Here is a 21,339-nt window from a genome sequence, read left to right as displayed (position 1 = left end):
TGGTGGCCGAAGGTCCTCTCCTGTTCGCCGCCCACGGCCCGCCCCTCGTCCGGAGCGGTCACAGCCACCCCCGCCGCTTGAACATCATGTAGAGCACGGCGGACCCCAGCACCATCAGGACCAGCGCGTACGGGTAGCCGATGCTCCAGCGCAACTCCGGCATGTGGGTGAAGTTCATGCCGTACACGGTGCCGACGAGGGTGGGGGCGAAGAAGATCGCCGCCCACGCGGATATCTTCTTGATTTCTTCGTTCTGGGTGTAGCTGGCCTCGGTCAGACGCTTGACCTCCGCGTTCTGCGCCTGACCGACCAGCGCGGCCTTGATGGTGAGAGTGGTCTGGTAGAACTCGATCACCCGTTGGAGATACTCCCTTTCGCCGTCGGCCAGGCTGCGGATTCGGTCGAACTGGTCCGCGACGTCGACCACCAGCCGTTGCCCTTCGGGCGAGATACGGGTGAGGTTGGTCATCCTCCCGTAGATCGCGCCGCCCAGCGCGCCCATGGTGCGCACGGCGAGCAGCCCGTGACGGGCGCGGAACAACTCGTTGAGAAACTCCTCGGGATCGCCGACCTGTCCGCCCGTGACCCGCTGCTCCAGTTTCCACACGTCGCTGGTCACCGTCTCCACGTAGTCCTCCTGATTGCGGATCAGGGCGGAGACGATCGCGTATGACAGTTCGAACGGTGTCGCGGGGCGCAGGCGTCCCGCCTCGATCCGCGCGAGCACCGCGCGGGTCTCGCGCAGGGCGATTCCCGGTTCGACCGCCGGGTTGATCGGTCCGTGGACGGTCACCACGTAGTTCCAGCCGATGAACTGGTCGAGCTCGATGTAGTGCACGTGGCCGCGCATGCCTCGTGCGGGGGTGTGCAGGACGACGAACACGTGGTCCGGGTAGGCGTGCACTTTGGGCACACGGTTGCGCTCGACGCACTCCCGGACCGCCATCGGATGGAAGCCGAACACCTCCGACAGCACGCGCGTGGCCTCCCGGTCACAGCCGGGGATGTCCACCCAGACCAGGCTGTCCTCACGGTCGAGCAGCGCCGCCAGTTCCTCGACGGAACGCTCCTCGACCCCCTTGTCGTCGACCAGGCGAACGTCCATTCGGCTCACACCCCTTAACGATCCCGGCGCGGGTCGGCCGGACCGGCGCCGTGGGCTTGGCCTGTCGACTTCGATCGTGTCAAAAGCCGTGTGCCCGCCCACGACCAGGGACGTCACATCGGTGGTGGTCACCACGCTAGGGGCGCCGACCGGCCTCCTTGGCCGCGCGGGCGGCCTCGACCTTGGCGCTCGCGGCGTACTTGTCGACGTACTCCTGGCCGGACAGCTCCATCAGCGCGTACATGATCTCGTCGGTGACGGCGCGCAGGACGAGGCGGTCCTCTTCCATCCCGTAGTAGCGGGAGAAGTCCAGCGGCTTGCCGAACTTCACCCCTGGACGGATGCCCAGCTTGGGGAGGGCATGACCGGGAGGCATCATCTCGAAGGTGTTGACCATCGCCCAGGGGACGACCGGCACGCGCGACTCCAGCGCCAGCCGTGCCACACCGGTCTTGCCCTTGTAGAGGCGGCCGTCGTGGGAGCGGGTGCCCTCGGGGTAGATGGCGAGCACCTGGCCTTCGGCGAGGATGCGCTTGCCGGTGCGCAACGCCGCCTCGCTGGCCTTGCCACCCGAGCGGTCGATGGGGACGGTACCGACACCGCTGAAGAAGGCCCTGCTGAGGATGCCCTTCAGCCCGCGGCCGGTGAAGTAGTCGGATTTACCGAGAGAGATCACCTTGCGCGGCAGGAACAGCGCTCCGAAGAAATGGTCGGCGAACGACAGGTGGTTGCCGGCCAGGATTACCGGCCCCTCCTCGGGCACGTTCTCCACCCCTTCCGCCCATGGACGGAAGATGAAATGGAGGAAGGGCCAGAGGATGGCCTTCACCACCCAGTAGAACACTCGACGCTCCTTGGATCGGCACATGGGACCTGGAGTTATCTTCGCACCTTCGGTCCCAGCCAACTACACCGCGAAACCACTCAAATCGACCTCTCGCAAAATACGCCCCACTCGTGCGACGATCGGGCGAACCTTACAAGGAGCTGAGATGCCAGTGATGCCCGGCGCGGAGCCGTATCACCATAAAGGCGGGCAGATCGGTGTCTTACTCTGCCATGGATTCACCGGGTCGCCGCAGTCCCTCCGCCCCTGGGGCGAATACCTGGCCGCGGCGGGCATGACCGTGGCGCTGCCCCGGCTGCCCGGGCACGGCACCACCTGGCAGGAGATGAGCCGCACCCGCTGGGAAGACTGGTACGCCGAGCTGGACAAGACCCTGGCGGACCTGCGTGGCCGCTGCGCCGAGGTCTTCGTGATGGGGCTGTCGCTGGGCGGCTGCATGGCGCTGCGGCTGGCCCAGGTCCACGGGCCGGGGATCAGCGGGCTGGTGGTCGTCAATCCATCGGTGGCCAACGACGTGCCGCTGCTCAGGCTGGCGCCCCTGCTCGGGCTGGTGGTCTCCTCGGTGCCCGGCGTGGCGGGCGACATCAAGAAGGAGGGTGCGACCGAGTTGGGCTACACGCGCACTCCGGTCAGGGCGGCGGCCACCCTTCCCCGGTTGTGGGCTCTGACCCGGGCCGAGCTGGACAAGGTCACCCAGCCGGTGCTGGTCTTCCACAGCCCCCAGGACCATGTGGTGAAAGCGGCCAGTGTGCGTATTCTGCGTGAGAGGCTGAGCGGGGGGAATCTTAATGTGGTGGAGCTCCATGACAGCTACCACGTCGCAACGCTCGACAACGACGCGGATCGGATCTTTACGGGGAGCCTGGAGTTCATCCACGCGAACGCCTCGGTACCCTTGCAGGCAGACTGATCGCGAGTGGGGGATGCGCGGTTTCCGGGAGGAAGTGGCCGGTCGATGAGTAACGAGCCCAGCTAAGTGACACCTCAAAGCGATGAGGACGAGGTCTGGCGTCAGATCGTCGCGTCCTTCAATGACACCGCTGAACGTGATTCGGCCGACCAGCCGTGGCCCGACAGCGAGAATCTGCCCCCCGAGCCTCTCCGCCGAGTGATCAAACAGTCGGACGAGGACATGCGCCCGCCGGTGCAGGACGACTTCGTCGCCGACAGCACCGACGACGAGCGGGAGGATCCCGACGACGAGGGCCACTACGTGCCCCCGCCGCCGCCTCCGCTGCCCAAGACGGACGCCACCACCAAGATCGCATGGTTGGGCCTTTTCGGCGGTCCGGCCTACCTGCTGCTCAGCGCCGCCCTCAACTGGAACCTGCAGGGCTGGATGCTGTTCACCGCGGTCGCGGCGTTCATCGGCGGTTTCGTGGCGCTGGTGGTGCGGATGGGCGACGGACCGCCCAACGACTCCGGCTGGGACGACGGCGCGGTCATCTGACGGCTACGGCTCGTTTCGCCCCGGCGTGCCGAGTCGTTCGATCACGTCGGTGTATCGGCCGTCGGCGTCCACCACGTGCCCCACGGTCACCACGGTGCCGGTGCCCGGCAGGTAGGCCACCGACTGGAGTCTGATGGTTCGCGGGCCGACGCTCGGGGCGCCGCGCAGCGGCCTGAGCGTCTGTCCGTCGTAGCGGAGCAGGAAGGCCTCGCCGGGCTGTTCCAGGTCCACTCCGGAGATCCAGAAGTGGCCCTTGCGGTCGCCGGTCACACCGTACAGGCGCACGTCGCCGCCGGGCGGGGTCACCCGGGACCACCTTCTGCCGTTCCAGGACAGGATCAACGGGGTGATCCTGCTGCCGGAGCCGTCGTAGACGCCGCCGACGGCCAGCGCCCGCTTGGGGCCGTCGAGGTGGATGTCACGAAGGTAGCCGCCGGGGATGTCGGGGGCGTGGAGGGTCTTCCAGCGGCCGTCGGACAGCCGTGCGATCAACGGCTTGCTCCCGGTGTCGCCCACGGCCCACCCGTCGGCCTTGCCGGACAGCGCCACGCCGTACAGCGTGCCCTTCTCCTTCAGCTGCGTGACCTTCCACTTGCCGCCGTCGGCCCCGGTGGCGATGAGCGGCTGCTTGTCGCGACGGCCGACCGCGACCGCACGGCCGGGGACGGCCGACACCCCACCCAGCCAGTCGCCCACGACCAGCTTGTCGACGGCGACCCGGTCGAAGGCCGTGCCATCTCCCCTGGCCAGGTAGGGAAGGCTGTCATGCCCCTCGCCGACGGCCCACAGCTCGGTCGGGGAGGCCGCGGCGACCGAACGCAGGATGCCGGCGCCGGTGGGATCGTTGCGGATGCCGACCTCGGTCCAGGCCGTCCCGTCCCAATGGGCGATCGCGCCGCGACTCTGCCAGATGTCCCAGACGCTCTGCTGACCCACCGCCCAGATGCTGGAGGCCGAGACTCCGGCCACGTCGGACAGCGACCCGTCACTGCTCAGCCGCGCGCTGGTCGGCGCCTGCCACACGTCCGCCGCCGGCGGGCTGACAGGTTCGGCATGAGCGGCGAGCGGCGGCGAGGAAAGCAGGAGCAGGCTTCCCGCGCACAGCGCCAGTGCATGCCGCGGAAGGCGACTGGTCATGCTCCAAATGGTAAGGGTCGTGTCCGGCCCCCGTGCGTGGCTCCCCCGATTGCCGCCGGCGGCCGGCCGGAAGACCACAGACGGCGGCGGACAGCGGTGGGCGACGGCCTGGCGGCCGTCATGGCGATCTTCTGAGCTTTCTGCTCGTGCTCGCCGCTTCACTCACCGGGGTGCTCGGCACGCTCAGTGTCTTCGAGGCGCGGGTGATCCAGCTCGCCGTCTTCGAAGCGCGGGTGATCCAGCTCGGCATCTCCGGAACGAGGATGGTCCAGCTCGGCGACCACCGGCAGATGGTCGGTGGCGGCCGCCAGATCGGCGGGATCGGCCTCGACCCCGCCGCAGGAGACGACCGAGAGGCCCGCCACCGCGAAGATCGCGTCGATCCGCTCCCTCGGCCCCCTGGCCGGAAAGGTGAAGCCGTCACCGCGCGGCGAGACCGGATAGCAGTCGGTCAGCTGACCGGCCAGATGCCGCCAGGTCGGCTGGTGGGACTGCTCGTTGATGTCTCCGGCGAGCACCGGCAGCGCGTCGAACCGGTCGGCTGCGGCCTGCAGCAGCGTCAGGGCCTCTCTCGCGTGGTGCAGACGGGCCGCTTCGTCGAGGTCCAGATGGACGGAGCCGACGGCCATCCGCCACCGCCCCGTCTCCACCACGGCGATGGCGATCGCGCGCCGCTCCAGGCCGAGGAAGCACTTGAGCAGGTGGCCCTCGCCGTGCAGCAGCCGCACTCCTGGACCGATCAGTACGGCCACACCGCCCAGGCGACGCCCCGCCGCCACGGTCAGCCCGCCGCAGGCGGCCAGCCGCCTGCGCTTGCGACGCCAGCACAGGAAGCGGGGAGCCTCCTGCACACAGAGCACGTCGGCCCGGAGCGCGGTGATGACCCGCCCCAGCGCGGCGACGTCGTCTTTCATCGCGCGCACGTTGTAGCTGGCGACCCTGAGCACCACGGCTGCCTCACTTCACGAAAAACCATGAAAAATCGTGAAACGTGATGAAACTTGCCGCGAGCGTAATCCCGCGGGCCTCGGCGCGCCAGGGCCCGCGAGGAGCGTGGGCCTCAGCGCCTGCGGGCCAGATCCGCCGCGCCGACCAGACCCGCCGACGCGCCCAGCTCGGCCAGGCGGATGTCGGCCATGGGGCGGTGCCCCCGGCCGGTCAGGTTGCGGGCGAAGGCCTCGCGGACCTGGTCGATCCACAGTTCCGCCGCGCGCGACACGCCGCCGCCGAGGATGAAACAGCCGGGGTCGAGGATCGCGGCGAGGTCGGCCAGTCCCTGGGCGAGCCACTCGGCCATCGAGGAGAAAGCGGCCAGCGCGGCCGGGTCCCCCTGCTTGGCCGCCTCGGTGACCTCCTGGCCCTCGATCTGCTCCGGGGTGCCGCCGGCGATCTCCAGCAGCTTGGCGGCACGCGCCGGATCGGCCGCGGCGATCTCCTTGGCCTCGGCGACCAGCGCGTTGCCGCTGGCGTACTGCTCCCAGCAGCCCAGGTTGCCACAGCCGCACAGACGTCCCTCCGGGACCACCTGCATGTGGCCGAGCTCGGCGCCCATGCCCCAGCGACCCCGGTAGAGGACGCCGTCGAAGACGAGGCCGCCACCGATGCCGGTGCCGACGGTCACACAGACCAGGTGGCTCTCGCCGCGCCCGGCGCCGAACCTGGCCTCACCCCACGCCATCGCGTTGGCGTCGTTCTCCACCACGACGGGAAGGCCGATCAGGTCGGAGACCTTCTTCTGCAGGGGCTCCTCGCGCCAGGCCAGGTTGGGCGCGAATCGCACGATGGACCGGGTCTCGTCGACGAACCCGGCCGCCCCGAGGCCCACGGCCTCGATCTCCCTGTCCTTGGACAGCTCCCTGACCGCCTCGGCGACCGTCTCGGCGACCTGCTCGGGATTGGTGGCCGGCGTCGGCCGCAGGAGATGCTCGACGATCCGGCCGTCCTCGTCCACGACCCCGGCCGCGACCTTGGTGCCGCCGATGTCAACGCCGATGGTCAGCGCCATTGTCCACCCTTTCCCCCTGGGCTCACCCCAGGTCGATGTGCTCCACGGGGGTCTCTTCCCTGCCGCGCTCCCGTGCCCGCTGCCCGGGCGAGGGCTTGTTGAGCCCGTCGACGGCCGACTTGAACGCGGCGAACAGCTCGCTGCCCGCCTGCATCAGGTGGTCGGCGACCGCTCCGCCGGACTCGCGCTGGGCGGCCATCGCACGGCAGACGGGGCAGGCCCGGCAGATGTACTCGTCATGGTCGGAGACCGCCTCCTCCCACACGTCTCGGCTGCCGCCTCGGCCTCCGCCGCCGGAGAAGGCGCCGCCGAACCCGGTCATCGTCCCTCTGATCAGGTTCTTTCGCAGCTCTCTGGCCGCTTTCTGCTGAAGCGTGTCGAAGAGTTTGAACGCCTCTTCGGTCGCGCTGCCCAGCGGATCCCTGCCGTTGTCGGCCGTGTCGGTCTTGTCGGTCTTGTCAGTCATCAGGCCCTCCCGTTTGGAACCGTACCCGGAGAAGGCCGTCGCGGAGCACTGCGTCCCGCACGGGCCTGCGGGCCAGGGCCGCGGGCAGGGCCAGGACCCGGCGGTGGGAGCCCGCGTTGACGATCAGCTCGTCACCCTTGCGGGCCAGGTCCACCTCGCCCTTCTCGGCGAGCGGCAGGGCCAGGATCAGCTCGCCCTCACCGGTGATCCGCAGCGGCGGATCCGCGGTGGGCGGGGCGAAGGGGTCGGCGTCGCCGTACATCGCCTCGGCCACCCGGGCGAGGGCGTCCGGGCCGACGGGCTCGGCGTCCAGGTAGGGCACGATGTGAACGGGCAGCGGGGCGAAGGACTGCTCGACGTCGGCCAGGTGCCTGGCCTGGGCCGCCACCCATCTCTGCCGCCACGGGTCGGCGCCCCCGGCGGGGAAGACCCGGTTGGCGATCACCGCGTCGACGCGGTAGCCGTACAGGCTGAGGGAGGTGAGCGTACGGCGGGCCTCGGCCAGCACGACGGCCTCGGGGGTGAGCACCAGCCGGACGCTGGCGTCGGGGCCGGTGAGCAGCTCGCGGACCTCGAGCAGGCCGCGGTGCAGCCGCTCCCCCGCGCCGACCACGTGGTCCTCGGGCACGCTGACCTGCGCCACCCGGCGGATCAGCGGGGAGAGCGTGCGCAGCAGCCGCCTGCCGACCGGCAGCAGCCGGTTGACGTGCCAGTCGAGGGCTTCGGGCAGGGCGAGCAGCCGGAGCGTCTCGGCGGTGGGCGCGCAGTCGACGACGATGACGTCCCAGCGACCGCAGCGGGCGTGCTCGCGCAGCTCCAGCAGGGCGATGACCTCCTCGGCGCCCGGCAGGACCGTGATCTCCTCGGCGGTGACCTCGTCCAGGCCCAGCTCGGCGAAGAACCCCCTGGCGTAGTCGCGCAGGTCGCCCCACTGGCGCTCCAGCGCCTTCTGGGTGTCGACCTGGTGCAGGCACAGGTCCGGTGAGACCTCGGTGGGCTCGCCGCCGGCGGTCACACCGAGCGCGTCGGCGAGTGAGTGCGCGGTGTCGGTGGAGACCACCAGCGTCTTGAGCCCGGACCGGGCCGCGAGCGTCGCGGTGGCCGCCGCCGCGGTCGTCTTGCCGACGCCGCCCTTGCCGGTGAACAACAGGACCCTGCTCACGCGCCCTCCCCGCCGGGGCGGCCGGAGACCGGGCGCACCGCTACGGTCCCGAACCGGCCGATTCGCCGGCCCGGCCTCATGAGACCTCGACGCGCTTCTTCAGTCCCTTCAGGGCGGTGTCGATGATGACCTTCTCCGCCTTCCGCTTGATCATGCCGATCATCGGGACCTTGAGATCCACGGCGAGTTCGTACGTCACCTCGGTGCCGTTGCCCTCGTCGGCCAGGCGATAACTTCCGGTGAGCCCGGAAACCATCTTGCCCGCCTCGGCGATGCTCCAGTCGACCGAGTCGTCTCCGTGCCAGGTGTAGGCGAGGGTGTATTCGTCACTGATCACACCCGCGTCCAGGACGAACCGGACCCTGGCCGGACGTCCGTCCTCGTCGGTGGACAGCACCCGCGCCGACTTCACCTGGCCCGCCCACTCGGGGTATGAGGCGAAGTCGGCGATCACCGTCATGATGGGCGACCGGCCGGCGCCGATCGTGATGCTCGAAGTCGTGCGATCAGCCATGGGGTTACCGTACTCGTTCATCGTTTCCAGGCGAACTTCTGATTCACCACTCAAGAACGAAGGGAACCCCGTTTCCGCGGAAGTGGCCCACGTTGAGGCACTCGGTCCTGCCGATCCGCGTGCGGGCGGCCAGGGGCTGGTGCACGTGGCCGAACAGGGCGTAGCGCGGCTGGGTCCGCCTGATCGCCTCCAGCGTGGCCTCGCTGCCCCGCTCGAAGCGCCGGGCCACGACGTCGTAGAGCAGCTCGGGCACGGCGGGAGGGATGTGGCAGCACAACACGTCCACCTCTCCCACGGCCTCCACCTTGCGGGCGAACTCCTCGTCGTCGATCTCGTTCGGCGTCCGGTACGGCGTGCGCAGCCCGCCCCCGACGAAGCCGAACCGGAGGCCGCCGATCTCCACGCTCTGCCCGTCGAGCACGCGGTGGCCCTCCCTGAGGTATTCGGGCCAGTAGCGCGGCAGGTCCACGTTGCCGTGGGTGAGGTAGGCGGGGGTCGGCATGGCGGCGAAGATCTCGCCGTACTGACGGCGGACGGAGCGCTCGATGTGGTCGCGAGGGTCGCCGTCCAGCGAGGCCCAGAGCTCGGCCGACAGCGCCCGCGCCTCGTCGAAGCGCTTGGCGGTGCGCAGCGCGATGAACTGCGTGGCCTTCTCCCGCCCGAACAGCTCGGGGAAGATGCCCTGGGAGTGGTCGTCGTAGTCGATGAACAGGATCAGGTCGCCCAGGCAGACGAGCGCGTCGGCGCCGTCTCCCGCACGCGCCAGGGCGTCGGCGTTCCCGTGCACGTCGCTGACGACATGAACCCGCATGCCGGACATCCTAACCGTTGGCAAAATACGGACATAAGTAACAACTCGGATGCGACATCGACGCCGGAAGGGCGGTTCGAAGGTCCCGCATGACGAGACTGATACCGTGAAATCGCCCCCGGCAACGCCTGGGTAACGGTATCTACCGGCGCGTAACTTATCGCGGTAACTTCCAGGCAGCCCATTTGTCGTGCGTCTTCAGGAGTGACCCGTGCGCGAGTACAGCGTCCCCGTGCTGGTGGATGTCCCCGCCTCCGCCAACCTGACCGACACGCTGTTCCAGCGCGCCGAACGGGAGCCCGGCACCGTCTGCCTGCGCCGCAAGGTCGGCGACGGCTGGGCCGCCGTCACCGCCGGGGAGTTCCGCGACCAGGTCGCCGCGCTGGCGAAGGGACTGGTCGCGGCCGGGGTCGAGCCCGGTGACCGGGTGGCCCTGATGTCACGCACCCGCTACGAGTGGGCCGTGATCGACTACGCGATCTGGGCCGCCGGCGCGGTCAGCGTGCCGATCTACGAGAGCTCCTCCTCCGACCAGGTCAGGTGGATCATCTCCGACAGCGGCGCGAAGGCCGCCTTCGTGGAGCTGGAGTCGCACGAGGAGACCGTCCGCGAGGTGCTGGGCGAGCTGCCGGGGCTCAAAGACCTCTGGCGCATCGACGACGGCGCGCTGGAGAAGTTGTCCCTGCACGGCGCCGAGGTGCCGGACGAGACGCTGACCGAGCGCAGGACCGGCCGCGGCATCGCCGACCTGGCCACCATCGTCTACACCTCGGGCACCACCGGCCGGCCCAAGGGCTGTGCCCTGACCCACGACAACCTGCTGTTCACCGCCAGGAACGTGGCCGCGGGCCCGCTGGAGAAGCTGTTCACCGTTGACGGCCGGGCGGCCCTGCTGTTCCTGCCCCTCGCGCACGTCTTCGCCCGCATGATCCAGGTCGTGCTGATCGAGACGGGCACCGTGCTCGCGCACACCCCCAGCATGAAGAACGTCGCCCCCGACCTGCAGGCTTTCAAGCCGACGTTCCTGCTGGGCGTGCCCCGGGTGTTCGAGAAGGTCTACAACGGCGCCGAGCAGAAGGCCGCCGGCGAGGGCAAGAGCAAGATCTTCCACGCCGCGGCCGACACCGCCATCGCCTGGAGCAAGGCGCAGTCGGCGGGCGGCCCCGGCCTGGCCCTCAAGCTCAGGCACGCCCTGTTCGACAAGCTGGTGTACGGCAAGCTCCGCGCGGCCACCGGCGGCAGGCTGTCGGCCGCGGTGTCCGGCGGCTCGGCCCTGGGCGAGCGGCTCGCCCACTTCTTCCGCGGCGTGGGCATCGAGGTCTTCGAGGGCTGGGGCCTGACCGAGACCTCCGCGCCGTCGTCGGTCAACATGCCGGACGCCAACAAGATCGGCACGGTCGGCAAGCCGTTCCCCGGCGTCACGATCGGCATCGGCGACGACGGCGAGGTGCTGGTCAAGGGCCGCCACATCTTCCACGGCTACTGGAACGACGACAAGGCCACCGCCGAGGCCGTCGACGCGGACGGCTGGTTCCACACCGGTGACGTCGGCGAGCTCGACAAGGACGGCTACCTGCGCATCACCGGCCGCAAGAAGGAGATCCTCGTCACCGCCGCGGGCAAGAACGTCGCCCCGGCCCCGATGGAGGACCTCATCCGGGCCCACCCGCTGATCAGCCAGGCCATGGTGGTCGGCGACGACCGGCCGTTCGTCGGGGCGATCATCACCCTCGACCCCGAGGCGCTGGAGCAGTGGAAGGGCGCCAACGGCAGGGCCTCGGCCACCCTCGCCGACCTCAGCACCGACCCGGCGATCCTGGCCGAGGCGCAGAAGGCGGTGGACAGGGCCAACAGGTCGGTCTCCAAGGCCGAGCAGATCAAGAAGTTCGTGGTGCTCGACAGCGACATCAGCGAGGAGAGCGGGCACCTCACCCCGACCCTCAAGGTCAAGCGCAACATCGTGATGCGCGACTTCGCCAAGCACATCGATTCCCTGTACGGCTGATTCCGTAGGCCTGATTCCGTCTTCGCCGGGAAATCTTCGGCATCCACCGGCGATCTTCACCTTTTGGCTTCCTGGACATTTAATTGCCTGGATTTTGCCGTATGGAAACAGGGGACCTCGATTCCGGCGACCATTTCAGGCGGGAGCCCCGGACGGAGAGACTTACTCCGCTTTTACGGGAGCTCGCTGACAATGGGTCCATCTTTGCGTGCGGGAATATCCGGTATGGGCGTGCGACGGAAATCTTGGGAGGTGTCAGAGGCCGTGCGGGTGCCGCTGTTGCAGGGCGAACAGGTGTCCACAGACGTGAGCGTGGGTGAGCTCCGGCGTGACATGGCCGGCGACGCGTTCCGGCCGGGCCTGGACGAGTTGTGAGCGGGCGCGAGGCGACGGGAGAGAACACGGGACGCGGGCCGTCGTTCGAACCGCCCGAGCCTCCCGGCACCTCCGAGCCGCTCGGGCCGTCCGCGCCTTCCGGCACCTCCGGGCCTCCCCACGCGCCGGGAGCTCCCGGCGCACCCGGACCGGCCGTGCCGGGGCCCGGCGGGAATCCGGCACCGCACGGCCCGCCCGCCTGGGACGGCCCGCTGCCCGCCCCCGGTTCGATCCCTCTTCAGCTGGTCGACCGGGTGAAGGCGGTCCGGGACCGGATGAGCATCCGGTGGCGTCTCACCCTCACCTACAGCGCGCTTTTCTTCACCGCGGGCGCCGCACTGCTGCTGGCGATGTACGTGGTCATCAGATCCGTTCTCCATGAAGGACTGTCCGTCGCACTCCAGGTGCCCGAGAACACCCCGCAGAGTCTGATCGAATTCTGGAAGCAGCAAATTCGGCTTCAGCAACGCGTCGCGACCGATGTGGTGCTCGGCGGACTGGTCAAGCAGTCGCTCATGGCCCTGCTCGGCATGGGAATTTTCGCACTTATTGTTGGATATTTCGTTGCGGACCGGGCGCTCCGGCCCGTCCAGCAGATGACCGCGACGGCCCGAAAGCTCTCTGACAACACGCTCGCCCACGAACGCATCGCCTTGAGAGGTCCCGACGACGAGCTCAAGGAGCTGGCCGACACCTTCGACGCCATGCTGACCAGGCTCAACGTGGCGTTCGACACACAGCGGAGGTTCGTGGCCAACGCCTCGCACGAGCTGCGCACCCCGTTGACGATCAATCGGACGGTCCTGGAGATCGCTCTGGGGGACCCCGAGGCCTCGGGCGACCTCAAGGCGCTGGGCCGTACCCTCCTGGAGGTCAACGCCCGCAACGAGCGGCTCATCGAGGGGTTGCTGCTGCTGGCCCGCAGCGAGCGCGAGCTGACCGTGCGCAAGCCCGTGGACGTCAAGGACGTCGTCATGACGGCGCTGGAGCCCCTCGGGCCCGTGGCGCAGGAGGCCGGCGTCACGCTGACGGCCGAGCTGCACAGCGCCGTGACGACCGGTGACCCGGTCCTGCTGGAGCGATCGGTGGCGAATCTGGTGGAGAACGCCCTCAAGTACAACGTTCCCGAGAACGGGCACGTCTGGGTGCGCACGGGTTCGGCCGACGGGTCCCTGATCGTCCAGGTCGCCAACACCGGACCGTACGTACCCGCCTACGAGGTCGGCGGCCTGTTCGAACCGTTCAGGAGGCTCAGCGGTGACCGGATCGACTCCGCCAAGGGCGCGGGACTCGGGCTGTCCATCGTGCGCGCCGTCATGAACGCCCACGGTGGCGACGTGACGGCGACCCCACGTGACGGGGGCGGTCTGGTGGTGACGTTGCGGCTCACGACGTCCTGATCCGAGAAGGGGAACCCGTTCGCCGAACTCCCCCTGCCCTGCGGCTGGACGGGCTACCCGGATTCGAGCAGCCGGGTGAAACGATCGGCGACCAGGGCCCAGTCCCATTCTCGCGTGACCCACTCGCGGCCGCGCTCCCCCATCGCGCGCGCCCTCGCCGGATCGGCCAGCAGGCCGATGAGGGCCCCGGCCACCTCGGCCGGGGAGGCGCCGTCCACGACCAGGCCCGTCTCCCCCTGCAGCACCGCGTCAGGGGCCCCGCCCGACGAGCCCGCCACCACGGGCAGCCCGCTGGCGGAGGCTTCGAGGTAGACGATGCCGAGCCCTTCCACGTCGATGCCACCGAGCCTCGTGCGGCACGGCATGGCGAACACGTCACCGGCGGCGAGGTAGGCCGGCAGCGAGGCGGACGGCACCGGGCCGGCGATCCTGACCGAGTTGCCCAGCGGCCGGGCCAGCCGCTCCAGCGTCCCGCGGTAGGGTCCGCCGCCGACGAGCAGCAGCACCGCGTCCGGTACGGCTCGCAGCACCCGGGGCCAGGCCCGCAACAGGACGTCCTGTCCCTTGCGCGGCACCAGCCGCGACAGGCAGACCACGACCGGCCGGTCTGCCAGGCCCAGTGCCGCGCGCACCCCTCCCCCGTCGGCGTCCGGCCGGAACACGGCGGTGTCGACGCCGGGCGCGAGCCGTACCAGCTTGCCGGCGGGGATCACCCGGGCCAGCCGCCGCCGGGTGTAGTCACCCAGGTAGGTGACCACGTCGGCGTGGTCGCCGATCCTGGCCAGCAGGCGGCGGGCGAGCGGAACCTGCGCCCAGGACGCCTCGTGGCCGTGTGTGATCATGACGACGCGGTCCGCCCCGGCGGCGCGCAGCCTGGGCCCGAGCAGGCCGAGCGGGGCCGCCGCGCCGAAGACCACCGTGTCGCACTTGAACCTGGCGACCAGTTCGGCGGCCCGCCGGGCGACCTCGCGCGTGGGCAACATCAGCGAGGTGGGATGCCGCACGACCGGGTACGGCTGCCGCGCGTCGAAGCCGTCGCAGCCGGGCCACCGCGGGGCGTAGACGACCACCGAGTCCGGCGGGCGGCAGGCGGCCAGGCCGTGCACGAACGACTGGATGCCACCGGCCCGGGGAGGGAAGTCGTTGGTGACGATCAGCGCACGGCTCACGGCTCGCGCATGCCGTTCAGCAGGGCCCAGGACCGCGCCATCGCGATGCGCTGCGGCGCGGTGGGGTGGGAGACGTAGAGGGCGTATTCGAAGGCGTCCGGCGACAGATCCGAGATGTTGGTGACCGACAGTCGTTTCTGCATGGCCGTGAACGCGACCGGATCCCTGGTCAGATCCAGCGCGTGCGCGTCGGCGCGCGCCTCGATGTGCCTGCTGACCAGGTTCTGCGCCGGACTGGACAGCACCGCGGTCAGGCTCAGCAGCCCCATGATCAGGCCCACCGCCTTCGGGTCGGCCGCCGAGGCGATCCCGGTGCGCCGCCGTAGCGGCTGCCAGGAGGTCGCCAGGTAGAGCAGGCAGGCTCCGCAGGCCGCGCCCAGGCCGCCGACGAGCGTGCCGTACAGCACGTCGTCGGCCTTGGCGTGGCCCAGCTCGTGCGCCACCACCAGCTCGACCTCGTCCGCGGGCGCCTTGAGCAACGTGTCGTAGACCACGATCCTGCGGGTCGCGCCGAGCCCGGAGACGTAGGCGTTGAGCGTGGTGGTCCGCCGGGAGGCGTCGGCGACGAGGACGTCTTCGACGGGCACGCCGTCCCGGGAGGCCATGGTGAGCAGGTCGTCGCGGAGTTGCCCGGCGGGCAGCGGCGTGAAGTCGTTGAAGAGCGGCTCGATCAGCACCGGGTAGGCGAAGGAGGCGACCATGGTCAGCGCGAACGCGCCGACGGCCGCGGGGATCCACCAGCGCCGGTAGCGGCGCGCCAGCGCGACCACCGCGAGCACCATGATCGCGATCAGCCCGGTCCTGATGCCGATGTTCTTGATCCGGTCGGCGCTCCAGGCCGGCCAGTCCTGGGTGGACAGGCCGAACTCGCGCAGGTGGATCTCCGACCACATGCCCAGCGGCCAGCGCAGGATCTCCACCGCCACCGACAGCACCAGGACGCCGAGCAGCACCCTCAGCCACCACGGCCCCCGCAGCCTGCCGACCAGCCGCGCGCCCAGCGGGGTGCTCACCAGGATCCCGGCCGCCACCAGGGTCAGGCCGAGCGAGAGGTAGGCGGGCGCGCTGAGCACGGCGTCGAAGCTCTCGGAACGGGCGATCTGGTCCGGGGTGAAGTCGCGGGCCGGGTCGGGGACGACGGGCGGCGCCGTGGGCGGCAGAGCCCGCCAGGGCGTGGTGAACGCCACGACCGCCAGCGTGACCGCTCCGAGGGCGGCCAGCGCCCATCCCGCCGCCCGGATGCCCGGGGGCGTACCGGTCGTGGTTCGCGTCATCCCAGTTCCCTTCGGAGGTGGTCCCGCCAGGCGGCGACGAGCTCCGCCTGCGACAGGCCCAGCGTGCTGCCGACATCGCTACCGTAAAGCCTCACCAGCGCCTTCTCGCCGAAGCGCTCCGCGATGTAGCGGCAGGCGAGCCAGGCCTCCTCGTAGGCTTGCGCCAGCCGAGGGACGCCGGGGGCGAAGTCGGCCGGCCCGGGAAGCCGGGTGGGCACGACGCCCGCGCGCACCTCCCGTGCGAGCTCGGCGGCGGCCTCGCGGACCCCTATCCCGGAGTCGCGGTATCCCACGTAGTCGGCGAACCCCTCCGACAGCCACATCGGCACCCTGCCGCCCCGGGTCGCGCCGGTGGCCACGTGGGTGAGCTCGTGGGCGATCACCACGTCCCGGCCGGTCTCGCTGAGCCTGGCGTAGCCCGACGGCAGGACGACCACCCGGTCGGCGGTGGCCATCGCGGCCAGCCCTCCGGTGCTCCCCGCGCCGGCGAGCGCCGCCGCCTCCGCGTCGGTGGCGGGAAAGAGGATCACCGCCCGGACCGGTCCCCAGATCCGCCCGACGGCACGGCGGGCGCGGTCGGCCCTCGACGCCAGATCCCGCAGGTTCGCCGGTGGGACGCGGTGGCCGATCACGATGGAGTGCTCGCCGCGGACGACGGTGGCGGCGCCGGGCCACGGGCCGCGCGGCTGCCGGGGCAGCGGCCCCGCCCCGGCGATCAGGCCGGCGCCCATCAGCGCCAGCATCCCGGTGAGCACGGCGCGACGCCCTCTCGGGACGGACATATGAGTCGATGCTACTCGACGGGCGTGGAGCGGCCCCGGTTCGGCCGGCATGGAGCGGCCCCGGTCATCCGTCGAGGATGGCCGGGGCCGGTTCCCTCCGTCAGCCTCCGGGGCGGACCGCTCCGGCGAAGGAGGACCTGTAGTACCCCTTCAGATTCACGATCCGGACCGTCTTGCCGCTGCTCGGCGAGTGGACCATCTTGCCCTTGCCGACGTACATGCCCACGTGGCCCTTGCCGTAGAAGAACAGCAGGTCACCGGGGCGCAGACGGCTCCAGGAGACCTTCTTCCTGACGGCGCGGTACTGGCTCTGCGTGATCCGGGGGAGAGACACGCCGGCCTTGCGCCACGCGTACTGGACAAGTCCGGAGCAGTCGAACGCGCCGGGACCGGTGGCTCCCCACCGGTACGGATCGCCGATCTGCTTCTTGGCCGCCACGACGGCCTTGCCGGCCCTCACCTTCTGCCGTGCGATCTTGCTCGTCCCGGCCTTCGCCTTGACCTTGGCCTTCGCCTTGGTCTTCGCGGTGCTTTCGGCCTGGACGGTGATCACGCTGTCCGCCGTCGCCTGTGCAGCCGTGGAGCTCAGCGCGACCGCCCCGGAGGAAGCGGTCAGGGTGAGGACGGCACCGCCGAAGGAAAGGCGGGCAAGGCGCGACAAACGGGGGTTATGCAGGGTGGTAGACAGGATTTCTCCTTGGGACTTCCACTGATGCCTACCGGGTTAGCTGACGGATTCGGGCGGGGAAGTCGCCCTACGGCATGACATATGCCGATTCACCCCTGGCCATGCTCTGAGGGCCCTTGGGTCCCCGGTTCCATGCCTCCTGGCTGCACGGATTCGGCAGGCCGCCGCGGTGGGGGTCAACCCCGCAGGGGAGCGGCGGCCAATTGGATTTCTCAGCGGAATGCCGGCCTGGAGGGCCGGCATTCGGAGCGGCGACATGGCGTGCCGCCGCGACGCCAGAAGGTACTCCGATCCTCAAATTCCGGCAAAGCAATGACAAGGAAATGAAGATCGGAAAGCGCTGTCCGTTCTTCCGTTACCCCAGCGTGATAGCCGGTTCCTTCAATCGAATATGACTCTCGTCACATTCCGTGAATGATCACCCGAAGAACACCTCTTCTGTAACATTCGTCACACTGAATTCGATCTTCAGTACCCTTCCGGCGCCCGGATCGTCGTGAGGGCCGGCCGAGAGGCGGCGGCCGTCCCGCGTCCGCGACGGTCCACGTCGCGGCCGGCCGTACGGTGGCGTCGTAGATCCGGCGGGTGGCCGGCGACTCGGCGCGCTCCGGGCTCGTCGAACCGGGTGATGGCGAGCTCGGCGAGACGGTGGCCGTCCTCGTCGAGCGCCAGTGCCCGGTTGTGCGCGGTGAGCCCGCGCACCGCGTGACCGAACCGGTCGTACTCGGCGACGGGCAGATGGCCGCCGGCCTGGATCAGCGTCATGCCCTCGACGCGGTGGGCCGTCGGCACGGTGTTGCCCGCGGCGTCCTTGGCCCAGGGCGTGTCGATCTCTCCAAGGGAACGGCTGCTTTTGCGTCAGATGTCACTTAACCCGAAAAAGCCCCAGGAAGGCAGATCCTCGCGAATACGCGGAGACCCTCACATGAGTACGCGGACGCCCCTCGAGCAGGCGGACGCCCGCACGTGAGTGCCCGGGTCCCTGCGAGAGCCTCGGTGAGGAATGCCCGATCGGACGCCGGAGATGGCCGCGTCCCGATTCCGGACCCCCGCCCCGAGATCGGCCGTCCGCCGGGACATCCGCTTCGGGCGTCCACCGGTTCAGGGGCGGACGGCTCCGACCAGACGGCCACCGTAGGAGGACAGGGGAACGACCTTGACGACGTCTCCCGTTTGGGGAGCGTGGACGATCTGGCCGTTGCCCGCGTAGAGGCCCACGTGGCCCAGGCCCGAGCTGAAGATCAGGTCCCCGGCCTGGAGATCACTCAGGGACACCTTGCGGCTGGCGCCCCAGCCCCACTGCTCCCAGGTCGTGCGAGGAAGGCTGACGCCGCCGCTGCGCCAGGAGGCCTGGACGAGGCCGGAGCAGTCCCAGCCGCCCGGGCCCGTGCCGCCGTACTGGTACGGCTTGCCGATCTGGGCGAAGGCGAAGTCCAGGGCGGCCTTGGCGTTGCCGGAGGCCGGGCCGTTGTACTTGATGCCGGCGCTGTTGGGGTCGCCGGTCCGGTAGGCACCGAGCTTGCGCAGCAGCTTGGTCTGGACCTTGACCATCTTGTCGGCCTTGGTCTTCTCCGCCGCCAGTTCGTCGCGCGTCGCGTCGGCCTCCGAGAGGGCGACCTTGGCCTTGTCGCGGTTGTCGCGCAGCGTCTTGTTCGCCGCGTCGAAGGCCTCCAGGGACTGGGCGCGGGAGGCGGACATCTGATCGACCATGGCCAGGCCGCTCAGCAGCGTGCCGAAGCTGGGCTGGCTGATCAGCCCCTCCCAGCTGCTCACTCCGCCGAGTTGGTAGGAGCTGACGGCCATCGTGACGAGCTCCTCGCGCAGCCCGGCGACCTTGGCGTTCTGACGGGCGAGGTCGCCGTTCAGCGTCTGGTACTTCTTGCGGGCCTTCTTCCACTTCTCGCTGGCCTGGTTGTATTTCTCGACGACTTTGTCAGCCTGGTCGTTGAGCTTGTCCAGCTTCTTCTTGGCCTGGGCGATGGTCGGCTTCGGCTCGGCGAAAGCGCTGCCGCCGACCGGCAGCAGCAACAGCGCGAAGGCCAGCCCTACGGCCATCGGCACCCGACCAAATCCAACCGGCATACCTGCCACGGCCACGGTGCCGCCTCCCCCAGTGCAAAGACCTGGGCGGAATAGTACAGAAGAAGTAAGGCTTAGCTCACCTTTTTGGCTGTTTTGCTCTCAGGCGCAGACGGCGATCGTGCAGATCTTCCCGGCCATTTTGCCGGCGTCCCGCAGCTGGTTGTCCCAGTCATGCTTGGCCGGCTTGGCGTACTCTCCCGCCCAGAGATAGATCAGCACGGCGCTGCCCTTGCGGACCACCACGCTCCGGTCGCCGCCGATGCCGGCCTTCCTGCCGTAGTAGACCTGACCGGAGACCTTCAGCGCGTCGTCTCCGAGCCCGGTCACGGGTGCGGAGGCGTAGCGGTAGCTGGAGCCGCTGTCGGTACGGGACGCGCATGCGGACAGGGCGGCGCGGACCTGGGTCATGGCCCGCTCCGCGTCGGCCTTCGAACCATACAGGAGCACCTGCTCGACCTTCATGAAGTCCGGCACACCCGTGAACGTCACCGTCCGCGCGGCCACCCGGCCCGCCTTGCCGGGGGCTCCCCGGTCACACGGGTCGAGCGCGAGCCTCGCCTTGAGAGAGTCGCTGACCTTCCAGTTCGTCTCGGGGTCGTTGTCCTTCTTCGCCGCGGCCTTCTCGTACAGCAAGAACCCCTTGGGAACGCCGGAAGCGGCGACGGCCGCACCGGGTGCGGCGACGACCGCACCGGCCACGAGGGCGGCGCAGACCAGCGTCATGATCTTCTTCATCGAATCAACCTCCGGTGATCCGACGCGCCATGGGGTCGAAAAGTTCAGCCGCGCCCGAGACGCCGCAGGAGCAGGACCGACGGAACCGGCCGCGCGCCCATCCGGCGGACCGACTCGGCCACCTCGCGGTCGGAGGAGACCACCGCGACGGCACGGCCGGCGGGCTCGGCTCGGACCAGCTGGCGGATCAGGTCGTCGGCGATCTGGCCGGGGGCGCTGAACATCACTCGGACTCCCCGGGGAGCCGACACCGGGACCGGGCCGTTCAGCTCGGCGCCGTCGAAGACGCAGGTCAGCTCGGTGCGGGTCTGCGCGTACAGCGCGCCGAGCCCGGTGAGCAGGCGGTTGCGCTGGTCGGCGAGGGTGAGCGTGCCGTATCCGGTCTTGGTCACGTTGTAGCCGTCCACGATCAGGTGGATCTGCGGCAGCGCGAGCAACTGGTCGAGCAGGACCGGGTCGTCGTCGGCGAGTGCCCTGGCGGGCACCGCCTGGACACCCTGGCTACCGGGCGCGACGGAGACCACCGAGTCGGCGGGCCGGCTGATGCTGGAGGGCAGGGCGAGTTCCCTGCGCAGCCCCGCCGCGGCGTCCTGGAGTGCGTCCAGGAGCATGCGGACCTTGGTGTCCTCGACGCTGCGGCCCTCGCGGGCGGCCCGGCGGGTGGCCTCCAGCTGCCGCTCGGCGTCGGCGAGGCGCTCACGCAGGCGGCGCAGCTCGCTCTCCCCCGCGCTTCCCGCCGACGCGGCGGCGGCCTTGATCTCCTGGGCGGCCTCGGCCACCTCGGCGGCCCGCGCGTCGGCCGCCTTGGCCCGCTCGCGGGCGTCGTGCAGCTTGCGGCGCAGGTCGGAGATCTCCGACCGGGCCGTCTTGAGCTGGTCACGCAGCCGGTCGGACTCCTCCTTGGCCGAGGTCTTCTGCGCCGCAAGCTGCTCGCGCAGCCGGTTGAGCGTCTGCTCCTGCGCCGACCCCTCGGCCGCGACGGCCGACCGTTCCAGGTCCGCGCGGGCGGCCTCCACCATCTCCGCCCAGCCGGGTGGCCGGGTGAGATAGGCGGAGGCGGCGACCAAGACCGGCTCGGCGGCCGGCGGCACGACACCCTCGGCAAGGCTCGCGACCAGCTCGGGCCAGCCCGCGCTCAGCGTCTCGGCGACCAGCTCCCGGAACTTCTTGTCGCCCTCCAACTGGGCGGCGATCGGCGCACTGCCCAGTTTGGCGCGTTTACGAGGATCGAACCGGGCGATTCCCTTGAGAGGCAGGGGCACGGTGGCAGCGGGCATCGATCCCAGGACCTGGGACGCCAGCTCTACGACATGTAAGCGAACCTGCTCGGGT

The 21,339-nt window shown here is 70.0% G+C and carries 22 protein-coding genes and 1 riboswitch; of the genes, 5 read left to right on the top strand and 17 right to left on the bottom strand.

The window, feature by feature from the left end; translation table 11 throughout:
• Positions 1-58: 58 nt before the first annotated feature.
• Positions 59-1,105: a magnesium transporter CorA family protein gene (locus tag ACQPYK_RS14500; RefSeq protein WP_433255304.1), complete on the bottom strand. Its 1,047-nt coding sequence runs from the start codon at positions 1,103-1,105 to the stop codon at positions 59-61.
• Between the two features lie 136 nt (positions 1,106-1,241).
• A complete protein-coding gene (locus ACQPYK_RS14495; RefSeq protein WP_433255302.1) occupies positions 1,242-1,949 on the bottom strand; it encodes a lysophospholipid acyltransferase family protein in 708 nt (235 codons plus the stop codon).
• Between the two features lie 148 nt (positions 1,950-2,097).
• Here ACQPYK_RS14495 and ACQPYK_RS14490 point away from each other — a divergent pair, with 148 nt between their 5' ends.
• Both ACQPYK_RS14490 and ACQPYK_RS14485 read left to right on the top strand, forming a co-directional pair.
• Positions 2,098-2,862 (top strand): alpha/beta hydrolase, encoded by a 765-nt coding sequence (locus tag ACQPYK_RS14490; protein ID WP_433255301.1) that lies wholly within the window; start codon positions 2,098-2,100, stop codon positions 2,860-2,862.
• 198 nt (positions 2,863-3,060) lie between these two features.
• On the top strand, positions 3,061-3,402 hold the full coding sequence (locus ACQPYK_RS14485; RefSeq protein WP_433255298.1) for a hypothetical protein: 342 nt from the start codon (positions 3,061-3,063) through the stop codon (positions 3,400-3,402).
• Positions 3,403-3,405: 3 nt separating this feature from the next.
• Here the strand turns inward: ACQPYK_RS14485 and ACQPYK_RS14480 are convergent, their stop codons facing one another.
• From ACQPYK_RS14480 to ACQPYK_RS14450, 7 genes are all read right to left on the bottom strand, one after another.
• Entirely contained in the window at positions 3,406-4,539 is a 1,134-nt protein-coding gene (locus ACQPYK_RS14480; RefSeq protein WP_433255296.1) for a hypothetical protein, read from the bottom strand.
• A 158-nt stretch (positions 4,540-4,697) separates the two neighbouring features.
• Complete coding sequence (locus tag ACQPYK_RS14475; protein ID WP_433255294.1) at positions 4,698-5,489, bottom strand: endonuclease/exonuclease/phosphatase family protein; 792 nt, start codon at positions 5,487-5,489, stop codon at positions 4,698-4,700.
• Between the two features lie 110 nt (positions 5,490-5,599).
• Positions 5,600-6,544: an ROK family glucokinase gene (locus ACQPYK_RS14470; protein ID WP_433255291.1), complete on the bottom strand. Its 945-nt coding sequence runs from the start codon at positions 6,542-6,544 to the stop codon at positions 5,600-5,602.
• 22 nt (positions 6,545-6,566) lie between these two features.
• The gene (locus ACQPYK_RS14465; RefSeq protein ID WP_433255289.1) at positions 6,567-7,010 is read right to left on the bottom strand and encodes a hypothetical protein; all 444 of its coding nucleotides are present in this window, start codon (positions 7,008-7,010) and stop codon (positions 6,567-6,569) included.
• Positions 7,003-8,172 (bottom strand): ArsA family ATPase, encoded by a 1,170-nt coding sequence (locus tag ACQPYK_RS14460; RefSeq protein WP_433255287.1) that lies wholly within the window; start codon positions 8,170-8,172, stop codon positions 7,003-7,005. Before ACQPYK_RS14460 ends, ACQPYK_RS14465 begins: the two co-directional genes overlap by 8 nt.
• Positions 8,173-8,248: 76 nt before the next feature.
• Positions 8,249-8,686, bottom strand: a complete 438-nt coding sequence (locus tag ACQPYK_RS14455; protein ID WP_433255284.1) for an SRPBCC family protein — start codon at positions 8,684-8,686, stop codon at positions 8,249-8,251.
• A 43-nt stretch (positions 8,687-8,729) separates the two neighbouring features.
• Positions 8,730-9,497 (bottom strand): metallophosphoesterase family protein, encoded by a 768-nt coding sequence (locus ACQPYK_RS14450; RefSeq protein WP_433255281.1) that lies wholly within the window; start codon positions 9,495-9,497, stop codon positions 8,730-8,732.
• A gap of 211 nt (positions 9,498-9,708) precedes the next feature.
• Here ACQPYK_RS14450 and ACQPYK_RS14445 point away from each other — a divergent pair, with 211 nt between their 5' ends.
• The 3 genes from ACQPYK_RS14445 (at position 9,709) to ACQPYK_RS14435 (ending at position 13,277) form a co-directional block, all read left to right on the top strand.
• On the top strand, positions 9,709-11,502 hold the full coding sequence (locus ACQPYK_RS14445; protein ID WP_433255279.1) for an AMP-dependent synthetase/ligase: 1,794 nt from the start codon (positions 9,709-9,711) through the stop codon (positions 11,500-11,502).
• 231 nt (positions 11,503-11,733) lie between these two features.
• Entirely contained in the window at positions 11,734-11,877 is a 144-nt protein-coding gene (locus tag ACQPYK_RS14440; protein ID WP_433255276.1) for a hypothetical protein, read from the top strand.
• 155 nt (positions 11,878-12,032) lie between these two features.
• On the top strand, positions 12,033-13,277 hold the full coding sequence (locus ACQPYK_RS14435) for a sensor histidine kinase (protein ID WP_433258794.1): 1,245 nt from the start codon (positions 12,033-12,035) through the stop codon (positions 13,275-13,277).
• Between the two features lie 53 nt (positions 13,278-13,330).
• Here ACQPYK_RS14435 and ACQPYK_RS14430 read toward each other — a convergent pair whose 3' ends face one another.
• From ACQPYK_RS14430 to ACQPYK_RS14395, 8 genes are all read right to left on the bottom strand, one after another.
• Entirely contained in the window at positions 13,331-14,446 is a 1,116-nt protein-coding gene (locus tag ACQPYK_RS14430) for a glycosyltransferase family 4 protein (RefSeq protein WP_433255273.1), read from the bottom strand.
• Positions 14,443-15,720, bottom strand: coding sequence for a M48 family metallopeptidase (locus ACQPYK_RS14425; protein WP_433255270.1), 1,278 nt, complete (start codon positions 15,718-15,720; stop codon positions 14,443-14,445). Before ACQPYK_RS14425 ends, ACQPYK_RS14430 begins: the two co-directional genes overlap by 4 nt.
• Positions 15,717-16,502, bottom strand: coding sequence for a hypothetical protein (locus ACQPYK_RS14420; protein ID WP_433255267.1), 786 nt, complete (start codon positions 16,500-16,502; stop codon positions 15,717-15,719). The genes ACQPYK_RS14425 and ACQPYK_RS14420 overlap by 4 nt, the downstream gene beginning before the upstream one ends.
• A 100-nt stretch (positions 16,503-16,602) precedes the next feature.
• On the bottom strand, positions 16,603-17,163 hold the full coding sequence (locus ACQPYK_RS14415) for a C40 family peptidase (RefSeq protein ID WP_433255265.1): 561 nt from the start codon (positions 17,161-17,163) through the stop codon (positions 16,603-16,605).
• Positions 17,164-17,200: 37 nt separating this feature from the next.
• Positions 17,201-17,359: riboswitch (cyclic di-AMP (ydaO/yuaA leader) on the bottom strand.
• Between the two features lie 299 nt (positions 17,360-17,658).
• Positions 17,659-17,955 carry a hypothetical protein gene (locus ACQPYK_RS14410; RefSeq protein WP_433255262.1) on the bottom strand — a complete coding sequence of 99 codons (297 nt, stop codon included), beginning with the start codon at positions 17,953-17,955 and terminating at the stop codon, positions 17,659-17,661.
• Between the two features lie 336 nt (positions 17,956-18,291).
• A complete protein-coding gene (locus ACQPYK_RS14405) occupies positions 18,292-19,245 on the bottom strand; it encodes an NlpC/P60 family protein (protein ID WP_433258793.1) in 954 nt (317 codons plus the stop codon).
• Between the two features lie 126 nt (positions 19,246-19,371).
• Positions 19,372-20,007, bottom strand: a complete 636-nt coding sequence (locus tag ACQPYK_RS14400; RefSeq protein ID WP_433255260.1) for a hypothetical protein — start codon at positions 20,005-20,007, stop codon at positions 19,372-19,374.
• Positions 20,008-20,051: 44 nt separating this feature from the next.
• A complete protein-coding gene (locus ACQPYK_RS14395; protein ID WP_433255257.1) occupies positions 20,052-21,284 on the bottom strand; it encodes an NYN domain-containing protein in 1,233 nt (410 codons plus the stop codon).
• Between the last annotated feature and the right edge of the window lie 55 nt (positions 21,285-21,339).

The sequence above is a fragment of the Streptosporangium sp. CA-135522 genome, from assembly GCF_050949235.1.
Lineage (GTDB): Bacteria > Actinomycetota > Actinomycetes > Streptosporangiales > Streptosporangiaceae > Streptosporangium.
Note: the sequence above shows the minus strand (reverse complement) of the source record. Positions and strands in the feature narration are given on the sequence as shown.

Bases quoted from the DNA above. Each gene is read 5' to 3' on its own strand.
- ACQPYK_RS14500 (WP_433255304.1), bottom strand. From the start codon at position 1,105: ATGGACGTTCGCCTGGTCGACGACAAGGGGGTCGAGGAGCGTTCCGTC.
- ACQPYK_RS14490 (WP_433255301.1), top strand. From the start codon at position 2,098: ATGCCAGTGATGCCCGGCGCGGAGCCGTATCACCATAAAGGCGGGCAG.
- ACQPYK_RS14480 (WP_433255296.1), bottom strand. From the start codon at position 4,539: ATGACCAGTCGCCTTCCGCGGCATGCACTGGCGCTGTGCGCGGGAAGC.
- ACQPYK_RS14470 (WP_433255291.1), bottom strand. From the start codon at position 6,544: ATGGCGCTGACCATCGGCGTTGACATCGGCGGCACCAAGGTCGCGGCC.
- ACQPYK_RS14465 (WP_433255289.1), bottom strand. From the start codon at position 7,010: ATGACTGACAAGACCGACAAGACCGACACGGCCGACAACGGCAGGGAT.
- ACQPYK_RS14455 (WP_433255284.1), bottom strand. From the start codon at position 8,686: ATGGCTGATCGCACGACTTCGAGCATCACGATCGGCGCCGGCCGGTCG.
- ACQPYK_RS14450 (WP_433255281.1), bottom strand. From the start codon at position 9,497: ATGCGGGTTCATGTCGTCAGCGACGTGCACGGGAACGCCGACGCCCTG.
- ACQPYK_RS14425 (WP_433255270.1), bottom strand. From the start codon at position 15,720: ATGACGCGAACCACGACCGGTACGCCCCCGGGCATCCGGGCGGCGGGA.
- ACQPYK_RS14420 (WP_433255267.1), bottom strand. From the start codon at position 16,502: ATGTCCGTCCCGAGAGGGCGTCGCGCCGTGCTCACCGGGATGCTGGCG.
- ACQPYK_RS14410 (WP_433255262.1), bottom strand. From the start codon at position 17,955: ATGACGCTGATCCAGGCCGGCGGCCATCTGCCCGTCGCCGAGTACGAC.
- ACQPYK_RS14405 (WP_433258793.1), bottom strand. From the start codon at position 19,245: ATGGCCGTAGGGCTGGCCTTCGCGCTGTTGCTGCTGCCGGTCGGCGGC.
- ACQPYK_RS14400 (WP_433255260.1), bottom strand. From the start codon at position 20,007: ATGAAGAAGATCATGACGCTGGTCTGCGCCGCCCTCGTGGCCGGTGCG.
- ACQPYK_RS14395 (WP_433255257.1), bottom strand. From the start codon at position 21,284: ATGCCCGCTGCCACCGTGCCCCTGCCTCTCAAGGGAATCGCCCGGTTC.